Genomic DNA, 18,750 nt, shown 5'->3' on the forward strand with positions numbered 1-18,750 from the left:
ATGAAACAATAGGTTTCATGGCAAGACCTTTGGTGCACAACGATTCCTTGCGGCAGCAACTGCTGAGCGTCACCGCCGAACTCGTGGACCGGGACGGGCCGGCCAGAGTGACTCTGCGGGATGTGGCATCGGCGGCCGGTACTTCCACCACAGCCGTTTACTCCCTCTTCGGCGGGAAGTCACAGCTCCTGACGGCGGTGGTGGATGACGGGTTCCGGTCCTTCGGCGACTCCCAGCGTGCTGCTGCCACGGGAGGATTACTTGGGCTTGGTGTCGCCTACAGAGTGTGGGCGCTGGAGCATCGGGCACTCTACCGGCTGATGTTCGGGGGCGCGCTGGCGGCGTACGTGGACTGCCAGCCCAGCCCGGAGGTGGCGGCCGGGTCCATGGAACCCCTCATGGAGGCCGTTGCTGCCGCACAGTCCGAGGGCGCCCTGCGGCCGGCGCCGGTTGAGATGGTCGCTTTCGCAATCTGGGGCCAGGTGCACGGACTGATGAGCCTGGAACTGGCGCAGGTGGGGCCGCCGGACGCGGACTGGGCGGCCGCGTACAGCTCAGCGCTGGACGCCGTCGCGCGTGGCTGGGCCGCCTGACCCAACCCGTAGAATTGGAAGGTGATGCAATCCCCCCTCCCCGTGCGCGACGGCGTCAACGCCACCCGCCTGCGCCTTCCCGGGGAGGGCCCGTGGGAAACCGCAATGGACTACATGATGCACCGCTGGGGGCATATCGATCCGCAGGGCATTGAAGACAGGTTCGACGCCGGAGAGATCGTTGGCGAGGGCGGCGCACCGCTCAGCCGCTCCACTCCGCTGCAGGACCACACGTTCATTTGGTACTACCGGACACTGCCGCCCGAGACCCGCATTCCCGTGGAGCTGGGCATCCTGCACCAGGACGAGCACCTGCTGGTGGTGGACAAGCCGCACTTCCTGCCCACCACGCCGGGCGGGACCTACATCCAGGAATCGGCCCTGGTGCGCCTGCGCAACCAGCTGGACCTCCCGGACCTGATTCCGATGCACCGGTTGGACCGCATGACGGCCGGCGTCCTGCTTCTCTCCACGAACCCTGACACCCGCGGCAAGTACCAGGTGCTTTTTGAGAAACGACAGGTTCAGAAGGACTACGAGTGCGTGTCCGCCGCAGAGCCAGCCCATGGGTATCCCGCGGTCGAATTTCCCGTGGTGGTGCGCAACCGCATGACCAAGTCCCGCAGTTATCTGTTGGCCGAAGTGATTGACGGCGAGCCAAACGCGGAAACGCGGATTGAGCGGCTGGAAACGTTCGACGCCGGTGCTTCCGCCGCCGCTGCGGGCTGCGAAAGTCCCGCGCGGCGGGCGCTGTACCGGCTGGAACCCCACACCGGCAAGACCCACCAGCTGCGGGTTCACATGGCGTCCCTGGGGCTGGGGATCGTCAACGACGCGTTCTACCCCGAGCTGCTGGACAAGGCCCCGGACGACTACACCAAGCCGCTGCAGCTCCTGGCCCGCGGCATCCGGTTTGTGGACCCCATTTCCGGGAAGCCGGTGGAGTACCGCAGCCGGCTGCAGCTCAGCGAGGCCGCCGGTTCCTTCCTTACCCGCTGACGGCTTAGAGCCCGCGCATCACCGCGGCGGAAGCGTGCAGCCACGCCTCCCGGGTTTCCGGCTGCAGCGCCTGGTAGTTCAGCCGAGCGCCTGCGGCGCAACCGCCAAGCCCCCAGCGGACTTAAGTGCCACTCCAATCCGAGAGTCACCGTCATGCCAATCCCTCTCAAAAGACCGTGGGATTATTCGGGTGCCGCCACCGAAGCTTCCTGTCCGGGCTCCTGTGGCAGGCATCGAACCCCTGAGGGAATCTGCCCACCTGCTGCTGGTCCAGGCCCACCTTGGCGCCGGAAACAGGGCTGCAGCGGTCCGCGCCTACACGATGTTTGCTGACCGGCTCTACGACGAACTTAGAGTTCCGCCTTCTGACCAGCTCAGCGACCTCGTGTCCAACTTCGTCCGGCACTGAGCCAGTTACCTGGATCTGCGGTACGTTGTGGCAATGGACAACGGCTACGCAGACAGCTGGGGAACGGCCATCTATTTCTGGATCATCCCCATCGTGCTCGGCGACGCCATCTTTCCGCCCGTCCCGTCCGAGATGGTGGTGATCACCGGCGGGGCACTTTCCGCTGACGGCCGGGCCAACGTGTTCCTGGTGTTGGCCCTGTCCGCCCTGGCTTCCTGGCTCGGCGACGTTGTGGTGTTCCAACTGTTCAGGCGGCGGCTGAGCCACATCCTGGACCGCTGGACCTGGGGCCGGCGCGTGCACTCCGGAATCCACGAGGCGATTGCCAGGGCCGGGCGCTCGTCCACGTACGGAGCCATCATCGGAGCCAGGTTCATTCCGGGCGGACGGCTGGCCACGTCCGCCACTGCCGGGATCGCCAACGTCTCGGTCCGCGGCTTCAGCCTGTGCGCAGGGCTCGGCGCGATGCTCTGGGCCTGCTGGCTGGTGGGCCTGGGCTACTTCACCGGCTCAGCAACCGGCCTGCCGTTCTGGGCCAGCTCGCTGATCGGCGTGGCGATGGGACTGGTGATCGGCGTCGTCGTCGGCATCATTGTGACGCGGCGGCGCGGCAGCAGATCGCCGGTTGAGGAGCCGGAGCCCCCACTGGCCTAGGTGTAACTCCCAGGACGTTGTAAACAATGTGATGTTGCGTATACGGCGGAGCGGATTGTTTGCATTGTCAGCGCCCTTTAGTGAATCTAAGTCTCCTGGATCCATATGTAATAGCCGCTCCACAAAGAACCGATCCGACCGCGGCTGCCCAAATCGGGTTGTGATCCTGAGTGACGTCCTTACCCTCCGTGGGGTCTGCTAATGCGCCCCCGACGGGAGCGACAGCTGAAGCACCACGTGGTGATGGAGCAGAAGCTGCAGCCGCTGTTGCCGAAGCTGCCGTTTCGGGTTCGTTACTGACCCGGTCCGCTGCCGCCGGAGGTGCAAGCACTTCCGGTTCAACCATCGACACTTCCTGCTCCGCGTTGCCGGCATCGGATGAGGATGGGGCGAAACTGGATGCAACCTGATGAGAGGGCTCATCAGCAGGGGCAGGGGCAGGCGCCGCCTCAGTAGCCTGGGGAGTGAGATTGGCAGCAGAAACAGGAGCAGGAGATTCAACGGCAGTTACGACGGGGGCAGGAGATTCAGTTACAGCTGCAGTCGCTTCCGCGGTAGAGAGAACAGAAGGTGCTGTTCCTTGCAGCCCACAATGTGTCCCTACTCCGGCCCATGCATCGCCGAGTTTCAGAGATGAGCAGGAGGGAAGGTTGGGAGTGGGAGACGGTACAAATAGCAACCTGTTAGGAGTTGCACCCTTGTTGCTACTGACTAAACCCGTAGTAGCGTTATTGATTATTGTCTGCTGAACTTCTGCTGGAGACAGCGAACGGTGACGGGAAAGCAGAATTGCGGCTGCACCAGAAACGTGTGGAGTAGCCATTGAGGTGCCATCCAAAGTGTTGTATCCGGTAGGAGAGCTGTTCCACGCAGACCTGACGGACACTCCGGGAGCCTGAATATCAACGCAAGAACCGTAGTTGGACCATGAAGCTTGAGCATCGTTGATAGTCGTTGCTGCGACAGTAATGGCAGATGGAACTCGGGAGGGGAAAGTGGTGCAGGCATCTGCACCGGAGTTGCCTGCTGCTGCTACTACTGTAATTCCATCATTCACCGCGCTTTGAACGGCCTCCTCAAATGAAGCATTGGTAAAGCCGCCAACGCTTAGGTTCATCACGGCTGGCTGGCCAGAAACATGGTGTGAAATCGCCCAGTCAATCCCCGCCATGACGGTTGAAGACCACCCACTCCCGTCGCACTCAAGCGTTCGGACGGGGATGATGTTCGCTTTCCTGGCAACGCCATAAGTTGTTCCGGCGGCGCTTCCGGCGACATGTGTTCCATGACCGTTGCAGTCGTTAACCCCTTTGCCATCATTGATTCCGTTCCACATTGCAGGAATCCTGCCGGAAAATTCTGAATGGGAAAGGTACAACCCGGTATCAACAACGTAGACATTCACCCCGGCGCCTTCATCACCGATGCTGTACTGCCCGTCTCTTCCAGATCGTTGATCTACTCGGTCAAGCCCCCAGATAGAAGTAGAACTTGAAATCGAAGCACGACTGTCAAGTTCGATTGAGGCTACGTCTTTTGAGTTTTCCAGGGACTCCAATTCCTTAGGTGTCGCGACAACTACTGAAGCTTTCATTGCGTGGGAAAGAGTACCTTTTACTTCGATCCCTTTTAGTCCCAGCGAGTCCGACTCGGCTTCCGCATTCACATCATTGACGTATTTCACAATATACCTGTTCTCCCCTTCAGGTAGAGCAGAGGTATGGAAAGGAGTTTGGGCGAGCGAATCATCAACCGTGAGATCAACATGAGCAACAGCAGGGGTTATAAATAGAGCTATCGATCCAACGACAACGGAAATAACAGCTAAAGGCGCATAGGACGAAAACTTTTTCATGCAATTTCCGTTCGGAGATCTTTGGAGTAAAGGCCGCATGAACACGCGACGCAGTCTCGGTGTGGTCACGGGGCGGTGGCGTGGTCGTCGTGGAGTTCTATATCGGTGGCTTCAACCTGCGCCAGGGCAAGTCGAAAGACTAGCGATACAAATGGCTGAACGATTAAGGTCTTTTTGAAGAACTGGGGACCGCCACGACAGGCCGTCCTTCGCTGCAAACACCAGTTTTTGGCGTTCCTCTAGACTCATTCTGATTGCCCCCCGGCCTTCAATTGGTGTCATCCGCGCGGCAGCACCGTCCGGATACAACTCCCCTGAGCGGGACCAGCAGATTCTCTTTTGCCGCGCTGACCCCAGTAACTGTAGACACGGATCTTGGATGCAAGAACGGGATTTGGTTCACGATGCCGATTCCTACGAAAATCTTGTGCTTTCTATGCGACAAACCTTGGCTCGCGCTGAGCAGCCATCTCAGGACCTACACCGACCGGAGGGTTGCCTGCCCGCTCAGGACCCTCGCAGGGCAGAGGCCAGGGTGTCTCCTGTGGTCGAGGCAGTTCCGTAGAGATCCAGCTTTAGGCAGGACCTGCCATCAGCGAGGGACGACTGTCGGCGCCGCCACCCTCCACCTTCCTCAGGCATAGCGGTACCTGCGGCCAGGACTGAACCGGTCGGGCAGCCCAACCAGGCCAATGCGTAGGGCGCCGGGACGAGGCCTAGCCCGCCCTAAACAGGCGCCCAGCGGCCACGGCTGCGCCGCAGCACCATCAGCGAGCCGGTCAGCGCAACGCGTTCGACGGCGTCGCGCATCATGGCTGCCGACTCCAGCGCCTGCTGGTTCTCACCGCTGTATTCCGTAGCCTCCACGAGGAAGCGCAGGTTCAGCTGGGGCACCCCGCCGGCGATCTGCAACTGGTTCGACTCCACATGGTGACGTGTTTCCAGTGCCTCCACCGCTGCCTCCATAACGGCTTCGGGCAGATTGCCGGGGCGCAAGCCAGTGATTTTCAGGCGGGTCTGGAACGAAGGCATGCCCCCAACCCTACCCAGACGCGCGCTCACTTTTGGCAGGAAAAACGCGAACGCCCGCTCACCAGTTGAGCGGGCGTTCGCCAATAAGCCGCCGGATGGGAGCGGGGTTGGGGGTTACCCGGTGTTGCGGAGGCCGGCCGCCACACCGTTGACGGTGATGAGCATGGCCCGCTGGAGGCGTTCGTCGATCTCGGCCCCGCTGATGCCATCGGCCTTGTTGGTAGCTTCTGCGCGGACGCGGCGGAGGAGTTCCACCTGCAGGTAGCTGATGGGGTCCAGGTACTGGTCGCGGATCTCCAGAGAGCGCTTGAGTGTGGGCTGGGCCTCCAGGAGGAGGTTCTCGCCTGTCAGGTTCCGGACCTCGGCCACGGTGAGCTCGTATTCCTCGCGGATAGCCCGGAAGATGTGGTGCAGTTTTTCCGGAACCAGGGTGGACACGTAGTAGCCGGCAATGTCCATGTCGGTCTTGGCGAGGGTCATCTCCACGTTGGAGAGCACGGACCGGAAGAAGTGCCAGTTTTCCCACATCTCCACCAGCTGCGCGGAGTTCCCTGCCTCACGGGCAGCTTTGAGGCCGGACCCGACGCCGAACCAGCCGGGGACGATCTGGCGGGACTGGGTCCAGCCGAACACCCACGGGATGGCGCGCAGGCCGCCAAGCCCCGCGCCGGAATCCGGGCGCTTGGAAGGACGGGAGCCGATGTTCAGGGAGCCCAGCTGTTCCACGGGCGTGGACGCCAGGAAGTAGGCCGGCAGGTCGGGATCGTCAATCAGGTTCCGGTACTGCTCAAAGGCGGCGTCGGAAATGGTTTCCATCACGTGCCCGTACCGTTCCCGCTGGTCTGCGGAGGTGCGCGGATCCCGGTGCAGGGCCGAACCCTGCAGCACGGCAGCCAGGGACAGCTCGAGGTTTTCCCGGGCCAGCTCGGGCAGCGAGTACTTGTCCGAGATGACCTCGCCCTGTTCGGTGAACTTGATTTCGCCTTCCAGGACTCCGTTGGGCTGGGCCAGGATGGCATCGTAGGTGGGCCCGCCGCCGCGGCCCACGGAGCCGCCGCGGCCGTGGAACAGGCGCACGCGCACGCCGTGCTTGGCGGCCACATCCCGCAGCTTGCGCTGGGTCTTGTGGATCTCCCACTGGCTGGTCATCACGCCGGACTCCTTGTTGGAGTCCGAGTACCCCAGCATGATCTCCTGGACATCCCCGCGGAGCCGCACGAGTTCGCGGTAGGAAGGATCGGAGAGCAGCTGGTCCACGATTTCCGCCGAGGCGCGAAGCTCCTCCACTGTCTCCAGCAATGGCGCGAACCCGATCTTGGCGTAGGGCTTCTCGCCGAAGAGGTTCACCAGGCCGGCCTCACGCGCCAGGACGGCAGCGGCCAGTACGTCGTCGGCACCGCGAGTCATGGAAATGATGTAGGTCTCGATGACATCCGGGCCATACATGCGCAGGGCGCGCCGGATCTCCCGGAAGACGTCGTACGTGCCGTCCGCGGCGCCGTCGAGCTTGATCGGGTGGCCGGACAGCGGACGGCGTGAGGCAAGCTCGGAGCCCAGCACCTCAAAGCGTTCCTTGCGGCTCAGCTCGGCGTACCGCAGTCCCGGGCCGCCAATCCGGTCCATCAGCTGGCCCACCGCGTCGTGGTGATGGTCGGCGTGTTCGCGGATGTCCAGCGTGGCCAGGTGCAGGCCGAAGGACGCGACGGCCCGGCGGACTCGGGCAAGGGCGCCATCGGCAGCCAACGACGCCGAATGGTTTCGGAGTGAGAGTTCCAGCAGTTCGAGGTCCGCCAGGAGTTCGTCGGTTCCGCTGTAGTCCCGGCCATGCTCGTGATTGGAGTTTGCCGCTACTCGCTTGCCGGTGTTGATCAGCTTGGCTTTGATGCACGTGAGCTTCAGCCGGTAGGGCTCCTGGGCGTTGAGCTCCAGGACCCGCCGGTCCAGCCCGGGCAGCTTCTTCAGGTCGGCATCGAGGGAATCCAGCAAGGCCTGGTCCGCGCCGGCGAGGGCGGTGGAGTTGGAGAGGATGGAGATCAGTTCATCCATCATGCCGATGCTGATCCGCACCGCGTGCTGGTTCTGGATCTGCAGGATTTCCCGGGTTACTGCCGCGGTGACATTGGGGTTGCCGTCACGGTCGCCGCCGATCCAGGAACCGAACCGGATGGGGGCGTCCTGGGAGGCGAGGCTGACACCGTGTTCGCCCAGCAGTTCGGAGAGTTCTGTCAGCATTTCGGGCATGGCGTCCGTGAGGATGCCGCCCAGGTAGTAAATCGCGTTCCGGGCTTCGTCCACCGGGGTGGGCCGGACCTGGCGGAGTTCATCCGTCTGCCACATCTGGTCAATAATCTCGGCGAGCTGGCGGTCCTGGCGGCGGCGGGCCGTGGTGCCCTCGGCGGTGGGCTGGGCCAGCACGTCGGAGAGCTTGCGGATCTTGTCCAGCACGGAGCGGCGCGAGGCCTCAGTGGGGTGCGCGGTGAATATCGGCCGGACATCGAGCCCGTTGACCACTTCCTGCAGCACGCCGGGCCCGGCCTGCTCCGCGATTTCGGCGACGGTTTTTGCGAGCCAGCCGTCCTTCTCCGCCCGCGTCCGCAGGCCCCGTACTCGGTGGACCTGTTCAGCCGCGTTGGCGAGGTGGAAGTAGAAGGCGAAGGCACGGACCAGGTCGGTGGCCTGCTCGATGGGCAGGGAGCCGAGGAGTTCGCGGACCTGGGCCACGACGTCGTGCGCGCTCCACGGCCCGGTGGCGTCCGCACCCCCGCGGGCCGCTTCCTTGGATTCCTTGGTGAGGAGGCGGACCTGCTCCACGAGGTCCAGGAGCTCCGGCCCGTGCTGGCGGACCAGGGATTCACCCAGGAGGGTGGAGACGCGGCGGACGTCTGCCCTCAGTTCGGAGGCAAGATCTGTTTCGGGATGTGCTGCAGTGTGAGCCATGGAAGCTATCTTTCGAGGGTTTCGGACTTGGCTCGTACACTGCGCTGGATACTGTGAGCCACGTTACTAGCTAAAGATGCTACCCGCAGTCCGGGGCCCCGGGGCAATTTGTCTCAGATAATGTCGTTCCCGGGGTAACCGACATGGCGCTTTACGCCCTCCAGCTCCACCCGGAGCGCTTCCATCTCGGAACTGTAGCGGGCCAGTGCGGCATTCCGCCGCCGTGCGGCCCGGGCGTTGGCCGCAAGGACCAGCAGCCCCACCGGTACGGCCGCTGCCAATGCCCAGCCTGCCGCCGCAAAGTAGTCCAAAGCCACCGGAAGGGCCGACCGGAAGTCTATGAAATCGTTGACGCCGTCCGCCATGCCGCCCAGCGCCCCTTCCAAAGGCTTAAGAAAGTCCCCCACCACCGGCGCACCGGACAACGACGGCGCACTAAGCTTGGCCTGCGCGTCACCGCCCCAGCGTCCGTCGCTCAAATGGTTCAGGACATAGATGCCTGCGCCCACGCTCGCGGCCATAAACACCATTACGGCGGCCAGCAGCGCCTGGTCCGGGCGGCGCCGCCGGCACACCAGCACTGCCGCTCCACAGACAACCGCACTGATCCAGGTCAGCGCCCTAAGCGACTCACCGCTTACTCCTGCCAAAATATCCACGCAGCCTATTCAACAGTGGAGACACCGTCACCGCGGAATGAACATCCGGCCCGGGCAGTTGTAGCCGGGGCAAGAAGATCTGCGAAAGGAACCATGAGCACCATTCCCGCCGCCAAGCTGGAGCGCTGGCAGCGCTTCCGTGACAACCGGAACAAGGCCCTCGCCGCCCGCCACGGCTGGCTGACTCTCACCTCCTTCCAGTGGCTGGAGGACTCCCCGGCCGCCGTCGAGCTGGCGCCCGGGCTGTGGGCAACGGACGGTACGACGGCGGCACTCACCGCAGTGCCGGAGGACGGGCTGTCCCTGGTGGAGTCGGGCGAACCCGTCAGTGGGACGGTGTCCGCCGCGCTCGCCGATGAGGAGTCGCTGATGTGGGTCCGGTTCGGCGGCGTGGACGGGACGCAGGTGGTGGTTGAGCTGGCCGTGCGCGGAGGCAGGTACGCCATCCGCACCAGGGACGAGGGCTCCCCCATTTTCACCGAATTCGACGGCGTCCCCACCTACGGGTATGACCCCCGCTGGGAGGTGGCCGGCAGGTTCGAGCCCTACCCAGAGCGGGTGGACGTGCCCATCGCGACGGCCAATCCCCTGGTGGACGGCATCCACCGCACGGTGGGCGAGGTGGTGTTCCGCCTTCCGGACAGCCCCCACGAATGCCGGCTGCAGGCGGAGGAGGAAAAGCTCGGCGCCCTGACCGTCACGTTCCACGACGAAACCAACGGCGATACCACCGATGACTGGCGCAAACTCGCCCTGCCGAGGCCCCGGCCGGACGGCTCGGTGGTCCTCGATTTCAACCGCGCCATTAATTACCCCAGCGCCTTCACCCCCTACGGCACCTGCCCCATGCCCGTAAAGAACAACTCGCTGGACGTGCGGGTTGAGGCGGGCGAGCTGCAGCCGTATTCTGCCGGGGACTAGACGATGGCGGACACCCCCGTGACGGCGCGGCCAACTATCAGGGTGTTGATTTCAAACGATCCTTCATAGGTGTAGATGGCCTCCGCGTCCGCGAAAATCTTCGCCATCCGGTAATCGGTCACGATGCCGTTTCCGCCAAGGATTGACCGGCCCAGCGCCACGGTCTCACGCATCCGGGCGCTGAGGTAGGACTTGGCTAGGGCCACCTGCGGCATGTCAGCGGCGCCTTCGTCCTGCAGCCTGGCAAGGCCAACCATCATGCCCATGCTCGCCACGGCGTTGCCGAGCATGGTCACGAGCTGTTGCTGGACCAGTTGGAACTGCGCCAGCGGGCGTCCGAATTGGCGGCGTTCAACGGCGTACTGCCGGGCAACATCGAACGCCGCCAACTGCTGCCCCACGGCCTGCCAGGCAACCATGATGCGCGAGCCGCGCAGCAGTTCGTTGGTGTCCTCGAAGCTGTTGATGGCGGCGAGGCGGTCGGCTTCAGCTACCCGGACGTTATCAAGAACAATGTCGGCGTTCTGGACGGTCCGCAGGGCTATCTTGTTTTCGATCCGGGACCGGCTGACCCCCGGGAGGGTGGCGTCCACGATGAAGCCCCGCACTGATCGGTCAGCCTCGTCCCGCGCCCACACCAGCATGTAGTCGCAGAACGTCCCGTTGCCGATCCACCGCTTCGCCCCGTTCAGCACCCAGGTGTCCCCGCCATCGTCGGGCTTTCCCGTGGCGGACGAGATCCTCTTGGCGCGCGTCTCCATGCCGCCGGCTACGTCGGAGCCGTGGTTCGGTTCGGTCAGGGCGAAGGCACCGGTGATGCGCAGGTTCGAGGCGTCCTCCAGCAGCCGGTGCCTCTGGTCGGCGGTGCCGAAGGCGTACAGCGACTCAACAAAAAGGTCGTGATGGACCAGGAAGAAAGTGGCGATCGAGGTGTCCACACGCGTCATCTCGGCGATCACCAGCCCGGCAAACAGATGGCTGTAGCCGCGCTGTGCCGGGGTGCTGAGCTGCAGGGCGGCCAGTTTGGGCAGGATGTGCGCCGGAAACTCGGCCTTGTTCCACCAGTCCCCCGCGTAAGGTGCAACTTCGGTTGCCAGGAACCCGCGCAGTTCTGCCAGCTTTTCCCGCTCGGTCTGGTTCAGCAGTGACTCGACGGCGAAGAAGTCCGCCGAGGGCAGGCCGGACAGGCTTTCCGCGGCCGGGTAGGAGGGGCTTGTCATTTGGGTCCCATCCGGATGGCGCCGTCGAGCCGGATGGTTTCACCGTTCAGCATGGCGTTGTCCACAATGTGCGCCACCAGGCTGGCGTATTCGTCGGGCCTGCCCAGCCGGGAGGGGTGCGGCACCTGGGCACCCAGGGAATCCTGCGCTTCCTGCGGCAGCCCCGCCATCATCGGCGTTTCGAAGATCCCCGGAGCTATGGCCACCACCCGGACCAGCGAGCGCGCGAGCTCCCGTGCGATGGGAAGGGTCATGGCCGCCACAGCGCCTTTGGAGGCTGCGTAAGCAGGCTGGCCGATCTGCCCCTCAAAGGCGGCCACGGAAGCGGTATTGATGATGACGCCCCTTTCGGGTCCACCCAGCTTTGTGGTGGCGGGTTCGGTGGCGACCATCGCCGCTGCTGCCAATCGCACCACATTGAAGGTCCCCACCAGGTTTACCTGGACCACCCGGTTGAACGCCTCCAGCGGAAGCACGCCCTCCCGGCCCAGCACCTTGCCGGGGGTGGCGATGCCGGCGCAGTTGACCACAATCCGCAACGGTCCCAGTGCCGTGGCGGCATCGACGGCGGCCTGTACCTCGGCTTCGCTCGTCACGTCCGCCGGCACGAAGACAGCCGATTTTCCCGGGCTTCCTTCCGGGCTGCCGTCCCGGCCGTTGCCGCCGCCGCTGTTCAAAGCTGCACTGTTCAAAGCCGCACTGTTCAGCGCGTCGCCGTTCAGCTCCTCCGCGAAAGCTGCCCCTGCCGAGGACGGAAGGTCAACAAGCACCACTGTTGCTCCGCCGTCGAACAGCCTGCGGGCCGTGGCGGCTCCCAGGCCCGAGGCGCCTCCGGTAACCAGCGCAACGCTGCCAGTGACGTCCATACATCCTCCTTGATGCGTGACTGCTTCCGCAGGAAACCGCGAAGCATTAGTTAGTGCATGTTAACTGAAATTGCTGCGGGTCCGCACAACGAGCCATCGCCACGCCGCGGCCCCGCTAGGGTGGAAGCCATGACTTCCGCGGCTGCTCCTTCTCCCGTTGACTGGCAGGAAAGGGCCAACGTCGCCGCCCGCGCAGTGACTGCACTCTTTGGGAGGAAGCTGTTCTTCCTTCCGGGCACGCACCTCGCCGTGGGGAAGTGGCCGTCCCCTGCCTGGCGGTTCGGCCTGAAGGGGACACTGCTCCAGCCCTGGCACTACTGGTGGCAGGCCCACTACGTCGACTGCCTGGTGGATGCGGGCCGGCGGGAACTGGGGAACCGCGCCACCCCGGCTTCGGGATTCGACGGCCCCAGCAACCCCGGCGCCGGGCGGCTGGCCTCCCGGCTGCTGACCGGAATGTGGCTGCGCAACGCCTTCACCTTCGTCAACAACTACTACGACGACATGGCCTGGCTCGCCCTTGCCGTCCTCCGGCTCGACACGCTGGCAGAGGAAACGGGCACGCGGGGGCGGCGGCGCAACGCACGCGTCCGTACTTCCCTGACCCTGCAGTTCGACGCTGCCTGCACCGGTGACATGGGCGGGGGTGCCTTCTGGAGCAAAAAGCGGGACTTCAAAAACACGCCCGCCACTGCACCCATTGCCCTCTACTATGCCCGCACCGGCCACCCTGCAAAGGCGCAGGCACTGCTCGACTGGCTGGACGCCACCCTCTTTGATCCGGACCAGGACCTGTACTTCGACGGCGCCCGGCTCAGTTCCGAAGGGAATGTGCTGATCGACAGGGCGGTCTACACCTACAACCAGGGCCCGGTCCTGGGCGCGCTGCTTGAGCTGGGCGGGGAAGCGAACCTTGTGAGGGCGGCTGCACTCGTGGAAGGAGTAGACAGGCTGCTGACCGTTCCGGTACGGAACGCCTCTGCAGCCGTGCACCCCGAGGGGGCTCCCAGGAAGGTCCTGCGCTGCGACGGAACGGGCGACGGCGGCCTGTTCACCGGGATCCTGTGCCGTTACCTGGCCCTCGCCGCAGCCGATGCCAGGCTTCCCGAGCGGACGCGGACTACCGCTGCCCGGCTGGTGGTTGACACTGCCGTCGCGTTTTGGGACGGAAAGCGGCCTGCCGGCCCCGGCGATGGACCACTCCGCAAGGGACAGGCGGGAAGGCCCATCTTCTCGATGCACGCCGCAGACCCGGCGGACGCCACGTACCCGCCCGGATCCGTCGTCGAACTCTCCACGCAGCTGCAGGCCTGGATGGCCATCGAGGCCGCCGCCTCGATCACCATCGCCGAACGATCACCCTGACACTCCAGGGGGGCGCTTCTTCTGCGGATACGGCGCCTCGCCGCGGGCCAGCATCTCCACAAACCCGGCGATCTTCCGCTCCCGGGTGGCGGCCTGCTTCACTGAGTTGGTCCGGTAGATCAGTGCGAACCGGTTGGTCCTGGTGAGGACGTCGAACATTGCCTGGGCGGCCGGAACCGCGGCTATTGCCGCTGCCAGGTCCGCCGGGACTTCGGCGTTGGCCTGTCCCTCGTAGGCCTTGTCCCAGCGGCCGTCCTCCTTGGCAGCGTTCACCGCCGCCCACCCGGCGTCGGCCATCCGGCCCTCGGACTCCAGCCGCGCCACATAGGTGACGTTCCGTGCCGACCACGGGCTTTTGGGTCCCCGCGGCGTCATCCGCTGGAAGGAACTTTCACCGTCCCGGCGCCTGGCCTGGCCGTCGATCCAGCCGAAGCACAGGGCTTCGTCCAGCGCCGCCGCATAGTCCAGTTCGGTGACCTGTCCGCCCTTTTTATGCAGGACGAGCCATACTCCGGGGCTGGTTTTGTGGTTTTCCTCCAGCCACCTGCGCCAGGCGGGGGCGTCCGGAACCAGCAGTTCCTCAAGTTCAACGGCCATGGCCCTATTCTGCTCCTGCAACCCGGCGGCACAAGCGCGGCGACACCCGGCGAACCAGGTGGCAGGATGGCACCAAAGTCCCATGACTAACCGAAGGAGAAGCCATGCTGCGCGTCCGACCCCTCCACTTCACATCCAAGATCGAGTCCTGGGACCGGCTCCTTACCGCCCTGGGCCTGGTCCTGACCGAGGGCGACGGCGGTTTCCGCGTTTTTGACGCCGGTTCGGGCCGCCTTGCCCTCCATGACGTGCCCGAAGGGACAGCGGGGGACGGAACCACCGCGTTGGCGGTGGAGGTGGGAGACCTGGCCGAGTTTGCGCGCCGCACCAATCTCTCGGCGGCAGATGAGGGAACCCCGCCGGCGGAAATCATCACGGCAGACCACGGCGAAGCCTGCAAAATCACCGCGCCGGATGGTTTCAGTTTCCTGGCTGATCCGGCCGCCCTCGACGCCCAGGGCGGCGGCGCGGACCCGGCCCTCGCCGTCGTCGGGGTCTGGCTGACGGAGGACACCGCCTCCGCTGCGCAGACGCTGCGGCACGTCGGCGCCCGCCCGCGTCCCGTGCCGGACGCTGACGAAACTGCCGACTTCACCGCCAAGAACGGAGGAGTCCTCCTGGTGCGCCCGGCGTCGGGGACGCCCCGCTCAGGGCTCGGCTTTGAGTACCACGGCAACCTGGAACCGCTGCGGGAACGCCTCGCCTCGGCAGGGTTCGAAGCCGGCATTACGGAGGAAGCATTTGGCAGCACGCTCCACGTGCCCAACCCGGATGCCGGCGCCGCCGCGCCCCACGTGCCGGCCACGGTATGGATCTCCGAGCGGCGTCCCATGGGGTAGAACTTAACCATGAACGTGCGCACCCCTGACCCGAATCCCGGCTGGCTCTCCGAAGAAGACCTCTTTGAGGCGCGCGGGCGGCTGCCCATGGTCTACGTCGAGGCAGTGCCCGTCCGGCTGGATCCGCTGGGCTTCGTCAACGAAGTGGGAACACTCCTCCAGGCTGACGAGGACGGCACCATGGTCCGCTCCCTCGTTTCCGGCCGCGTCATCTACCGCGAGACCATCCGCGCGGCCCTTCTCCGGCACATGGAGAAGGACCTTGGCCCGCTGGCGTTCCCGCAGCTTCCCGTCAGCCCGGTCCCCTTCACCGTGGCGGAGTACTTCCCGGCCCCGTCGCAGACCGGCTTCACCGACGAGCGCCAACACGCCGTCTCGCTGGCCTACGTGATCCCCGTGACGGGCGAATGCGAGCCCCGCCAGGACGCCCTTGAACTCACCTGGATGACCCCCGAGGAAGTGCTCAGTCCCGGTGTTCAGGTGGAGTTCACGGGCGGGCGCGGCGGGTTGATCCGGCAGGCCCTGGCCTTCGCGGGGGTAGGGTCCTGACACCCTCGGCCGCACCCGGCGTCCCCGATTTCCGGCACCGTCCTTTGTAGACTGTAGGGCGGACCGCAAGAGAACTTAAGGACTCCCATGACCGAAACACCAGCCGCCCGGCACCATCGTGAACAGCAGGCTGGATCCCTGACCACGGGCAGCCACATCCTCCTGCCCGACGGTGAACGGACGGCGGAGATCCACCAGGTGGAACTGGAACCGGACGATTTCGGCGCCCCCGCGCTGGTACTCGCCAGCCTTGCCGGCGGCGGCACTCTGCGCATCGCCGTGGGCACCACCGTGACGGTAACCGACGGAGCGTCCGACGCCGTGACGCAGCTTCCCGTGCCGGCGGAGCCTTCCGAGGAGGCCCGGCAGGAGCAGCCCGGCGAAACCCCCGCTGCGGCACCGGTGGCTCCCGCCGTCGTCGTCCCTCCGCTGCCCGCGGTTCCGCCGGCGGCCAGCGGCCCCAGCGAGGAGGAACTCGCCCTGATCCCGGCGCCGATGGGCACACCGGAATCGGTGGTGGAAGCCGCAGCGGAAGCGCACCCGGACGCTATGGGAGTGCTGCTGCTGGCCGATCGGCTGGCGAAAGGCGTGAACTTTAAGTCGGGCAGCTGCCTCAAGGACCTCAGCGACCTCGCCCACGAACTCTTCATCACCCTCAAGGACGCCGACGGATCGCTGGCGGTCGCGGACCTGCTGAACGTCCTGCCGTACGACGGGAATCCCGGCCGGTGGACCTCGGTGGAGGCGTCCCTGGCACTGTCCAGCTACATCTGCCGGCAGGACGGCCAGGAGGAGCGGGCAGAGGTCTACGAGAGGCTGATCCGGACGCCGGAAAACCAGGAGACAGATCCGTTCAAGGCGAGGATGGCCGCCAAGGTCCGGCAGCGGTCCCTGAACGAGCCCAACCTGTACGACAAGGAAATTTTCCGGTCCATCGACAACTCCAACCACGATGCCGAGCGGGAGTGGCGGCTGCTGCGGCTCGAATCCCTGCTGTTCCTCCGCGCCCACGGAGGTTCTGAAACCATCGGGTCCGGCGAACTTGAACGCCGCATCAGCAACGAACTTGAGGCTGTCCGCGCCTAAGTAAATTCCCTCTACCCGGCACCCGGCCGGAGTTGTACATTCGGGGCTATGACTAACAATTTGAGCGTGGTGATCAATGCTGACGCGCCGCAGGTCTGGACAATGCTGCGCGAACCGTCCAAAGTCGCTCAATGGCACGGCTGGCAAGCCGAGGACCTGGACGCCGAGATCAAGGAAATCTACTTTTCCTCCGACGTGGAGGAAGCGCCGGACCACACCAGCCTGACGGTCCACGGCGGGGACATCTTCGAGCTTAGGCCGGTTCCCCAGGGGACGCTGGTCAGCGTGACCCGGGCCGCCGTGGACCACAACTCCGAATGGGCGGCCTGGGACGAGGACATCACCCAGGGCTGGCTCACATTCCTGCAGCAGCTCCGCTTCACACTGGAACGCCACCCGCACGGCAAGCGCCATACGCTGTTCCTGCAGCTACCGGGCGGACCCGGCTCCGCCATCGACAAACTCGGCCTGGCCGAGCTCCCCTCCCGCGGTGACAACTACGAACTGACCCTGGCCACCGGCGAAGAGATTTCCGGGAAGGTCTGGTACCGGACCAACCACCAGGTGGGATTGACGGTGCACAGCTACGCGGACCACGGTGACGGCCTCCTGGTGGTCGCCGACCAGCTTGCCATCGACGACGTCCGGCCCGACGGCGGGTCCCTGGTGATCGCCTCGACGTACGGCCTTGGTGCCGCCAGGCTCGATGCGATCCGCGCGTCCTGGGACTCCTGGCGGGCTGAGAACTACCCCACATCCGAACCGGTGAGCTGAGGGGCCTGCACGATTGCTGGCACACTGGTACGGTGCCAGCCAACCCTGCTTCTGCTCCTTCCCCTTCTGCCGCCCTGACGGAAACCGGGCCTTCGTCCCGGCCTGTGTCCCCCCGCGAGGCGGCGCCGGGCGCAGCGGCGCGGCAGTCTGAGTTCGGGTTCCGGGTGGGCACCCGCCTTGCCGAGACCTGCCCGCCGTCGGCTGCCCAGGTGGCATCCAACGGCGGTCACTTCCTGGGACGCACCGGCACCATCACCACTCCCCATGGTGAGATCCGGACGCCGGCGTTCATCGCCGTCGGGACCAAAGCCACGGTCAAGGCCGTGCTGCCCGAGTCCATGGCAGACCTCGGCGCCCAGGCCCTGCTGGCCAACGCCTACCACCTGTACCTGCAGCCGGGCGCCGACATCCTCGACGAGGCAGGCGGCCTTGGCGCGTTCATGAACTGGTCCGGGCCCACCTTCACGGACTCCGGCGGATTCCAGGTGATGAGTCTGGGATCCGGGTTCAAAAAGGTCATCGACATGAAATCCGTGGACGCGTCCGGGCCGGATGACGCCGTTGCCCCCGGCAAGGAACGCCTCGCCCACATCGATGACGATGGCGTCTGGTTCAAATCGCATTTGAACGGCGACAAGCACCGCTTCTCCCCCGAAATCTCCATGCAGGTCCAGCACCAGATTGGCGCGGACATCATGTTCGCCTTCGACGAGCTGACCACGTTGCAGAACTCGCGCGGCTACCAGGAGGAATCGCTGGAGCGCACCCGGCTGTGGGCACTGCGGTGCATTGAGGAGCACTTCCGCCTGACGTCCTCGCGGGTGGGCAAGCCGTACCAGGCCCTGTTCGGCGTGATCCAGGGGGCGCAGTACGAGGACCTGCGGCGGAAGGCGTGCCGGGACCTGGGCGCCATGCCGTTCGACGGGTTCGGCATCGGCGGGGCACTGGAGAAGGAGAACCTGGGAACGATTGTGCGCTGGTGCAACGAGGAACTCCCGGAGGACAAGCCGCGCCACCTGCTGGGCATTTCCGAGCCGGACGACATCTTCACCGCCATCGAGAACGGTGCCGACACCTTCGACTGCGTCTCCCCCACCCGGGTGGCCCGGAACTCTGCGTTCTACACGCCCCAGGGCCGGTTCAACCTGTCCGGCGCCAAGTACAAGCGCGACTTCGGCCCCCTCCAGGACGGCTGCGACTGCTACACCTGCACCCACTACTCGCGGGCGTACATCCACCACCTGTTCAAGGGCAAGGAGATGCTGTCCGCCACGCTGATCTCCATCCACAACGAGCGCTTTGTGGTGAAGATGGTGGACGACGCCCGCCTGGCCATCGAGGCCGGCACCTTCTTCGACTTCAAGGCCGAGACGCTGGGACAGTACTACTCCTAGA

At 65.1% G+C, this 18,750-nt stretch carries 18 protein-coding genes; 11 read left to right on the top strand and 7 right to left on the bottom strand.

The features are described from left to right. Window positions 1-17 precede the first annotated feature (17 nt). The 4 genes from AC50X7_RS10295 (at window position 18) to AC50X7_RS10310 (ending at window position 2,655) form a co-directional block, all read left to right on the top strand. Window positions 18-593, top strand: coding sequence for a TetR/AcrR family transcriptional regulator (locus AC50X7_RS10295; RefSeq protein ID WP_494978909.1), 576 nt, complete (start codon window positions 18-20; stop codon window positions 591-593). Window positions 594-617: 24 nt separating this feature from the next. After that, window positions 618-1,592 (top strand): RluA family pseudouridine synthase, encoded by a 975-nt coding sequence (locus tag AC50X7_RS10300; RefSeq protein WP_494978969.1) that lies wholly within the window; start codon window positions 618-620, stop codon window positions 1,590-1,592. A gap of 190 nt (window positions 1,593-1,782) precedes the next feature. Beyond that, window positions 1,783-2,001, top strand: a complete 219-nt coding sequence (locus tag AC50X7_RS10305) for a BTAD domain-containing putative transcriptional regulator (RefSeq protein ID WP_494978910.1) — start codon at window positions 1,783-1,785, stop codon at window positions 1,999-2,001. A gap of 33 nt (window positions 2,002-2,034) precedes the next feature. Continuing rightward, the gene (locus AC50X7_RS10310; RefSeq protein WP_494978911.1) at window positions 2,035-2,655 is read left to right on the top strand and encodes a DedA family protein; all 621 of its coding nucleotides are present in this window, start codon (window positions 2,035-2,037) and stop codon (window positions 2,653-2,655) included. Window positions 2,656-2,722: 67 nt separating this feature from the next. Here AC50X7_RS10310 and AC50X7_RS10315 read toward each other — a convergent pair whose 3' ends face one another. From AC50X7_RS10315 to AC50X7_RS10330, 4 genes are all read right to left on the bottom strand, one after another. Then, window positions 2,723-4,510 (bottom strand): S8 family peptidase, encoded by a 1,788-nt coding sequence (locus tag AC50X7_RS10315; protein ID WP_494978912.1) that lies wholly within the window; start codon window positions 4,508-4,510, stop codon window positions 2,723-2,725. A 726-nt stretch (window positions 4,511-5,236) separates the two neighbouring features. After that, entirely contained in the window at window positions 5,237-5,542 is a 306-nt protein-coding gene (locus AC50X7_RS10320; protein WP_307096683.1) for a hypothetical protein, read from the bottom strand. A 114-nt stretch (window positions 5,543-5,656) separates the two neighbouring features. Continuing rightward, window positions 5,657-8,479, bottom strand: a complete 2,823-nt coding sequence (ppc, locus tag AC50X7_RS10325) for a phosphoenolpyruvate carboxylase (protein WP_494978913.1) — start codon at window positions 8,477-8,479, stop codon at window positions 5,657-5,659. Window positions 8,480-8,592: 113 nt separating this feature from the next. Further along, window positions 8,593-9,138 (bottom strand): hypothetical protein, encoded by a 546-nt coding sequence (locus AC50X7_RS10330; protein WP_494978914.1) that lies wholly within the window; start codon window positions 9,136-9,138, stop codon window positions 8,593-8,595. Between the two features lie 93 nt (window positions 9,139-9,231). On the opposite strand from AC50X7_RS10330, the gene AC50X7_RS10335 reads away from it, so the two are divergent. Beyond that, on the top strand, window positions 9,232-10,059 hold the full coding sequence (locus AC50X7_RS10335) for a DUF1684 domain-containing protein (RefSeq protein WP_494978915.1): 828 nt from the start codon (window positions 9,232-9,234) through the stop codon (window positions 10,057-10,059). Here AC50X7_RS10335 and AC50X7_RS10340 read toward each other — a convergent pair. After that, window positions 10,056-11,279 (bottom strand): acyl-CoA dehydrogenase family protein, encoded by a 1,224-nt coding sequence (locus tag AC50X7_RS10340; RefSeq protein ID WP_494978916.1) that lies wholly within the window; start codon window positions 11,277-11,279, stop codon window positions 10,056-10,058. The two genes, AC50X7_RS10335 and AC50X7_RS10340, sit on opposite strands and share 4 nt — an antisense overlap. Then, entirely contained in the window at window positions 11,276-12,145 is an 870-nt protein-coding gene (locus AC50X7_RS10345) for an SDR family NAD(P)-dependent oxidoreductase (protein WP_494978917.1), read from the bottom strand. The genes AC50X7_RS10340 and AC50X7_RS10345 overlap by 4 nt, the downstream gene beginning before the upstream one ends. Before the next feature lie 129 nt (window positions 12,146-12,274). On the opposite strand from AC50X7_RS10345, the gene AC50X7_RS10350 reads away from it, so the two are divergent. Beyond that, window positions 12,275-13,510, top strand: coding sequence for a glycoside hydrolase family 76 protein (locus AC50X7_RS10350; protein ID WP_494978918.1), 1,236 nt, complete (start codon window positions 12,275-12,277; stop codon window positions 13,508-13,510). On the opposite strand, the gene AC50X7_RS10355 is transcribed toward AC50X7_RS10350, so the two are convergent. Then, window positions 13,502-14,107 (bottom strand): YdeI/OmpD-associated family protein, encoded by a 606-nt coding sequence (locus tag AC50X7_RS10355; protein WP_494978919.1) that lies wholly within the window; start codon window positions 14,105-14,107, stop codon window positions 13,502-13,504. The two genes, AC50X7_RS10350 and AC50X7_RS10355, sit on opposite strands and share 9 nt — an antisense overlap. 104 nt (window positions 14,108-14,211) lie before the next feature. Here AC50X7_RS10355 and AC50X7_RS10360 point away from each other — a divergent pair, with 104 nt between their 5' ends. The 5 genes from AC50X7_RS10360 to tgt all read left to right on the top strand — a co-directional run bounded on the left by AC50X7_RS10360 (window position 14,212) and on the right by tgt (window position 18,749). Further along, complete coding sequence (locus tag AC50X7_RS10360; RefSeq protein WP_494978920.1) at window positions 14,212-14,946, top strand: VOC family protein; 735 nt, start codon at window positions 14,212-14,214, stop codon at window positions 14,944-14,946. Window positions 14,947-14,955: 9 nt separating this feature from the next. Then, entirely contained in the window at window positions 14,956-15,495 is a 540-nt protein-coding gene (locus AC50X7_RS10365; protein ID WP_494978921.1) for an NUDIX hydrolase family protein, read from the top strand. 87 nt (window positions 15,496-15,582) lie between these two features. After that, window positions 15,583-16,581 (top strand): DUF6707 family protein, encoded by a 999-nt coding sequence (locus AC50X7_RS10370; protein ID WP_494978922.1) that lies wholly within the window; start codon window positions 15,583-15,585, stop codon window positions 16,579-16,581. Between the two features lie 48 nt (window positions 16,582-16,629). Next, window positions 16,630-17,355 (top strand): SRPBCC family protein, encoded by a 726-nt coding sequence (locus AC50X7_RS10375; RefSeq protein ID WP_494978923.1) that lies wholly within the window; start codon window positions 16,630-16,632, stop codon window positions 17,353-17,355. Window positions 17,356-17,459: 104 nt separating this feature from the next. After that, entirely contained in the window at window positions 17,460-18,749 is a 1,290-nt protein-coding gene (tgt, locus tag AC50X7_RS10380) for a tRNA guanosine(34) transglycosylase Tgt (protein WP_494978970.1), read from the top strand. The last annotated feature ends 1 nt before the right edge of the window (window position 18,750 follow it).

The sequence above is a fragment of the Pseudarthrobacter sp. Hb11 genome, assembly GCF_059383655.1.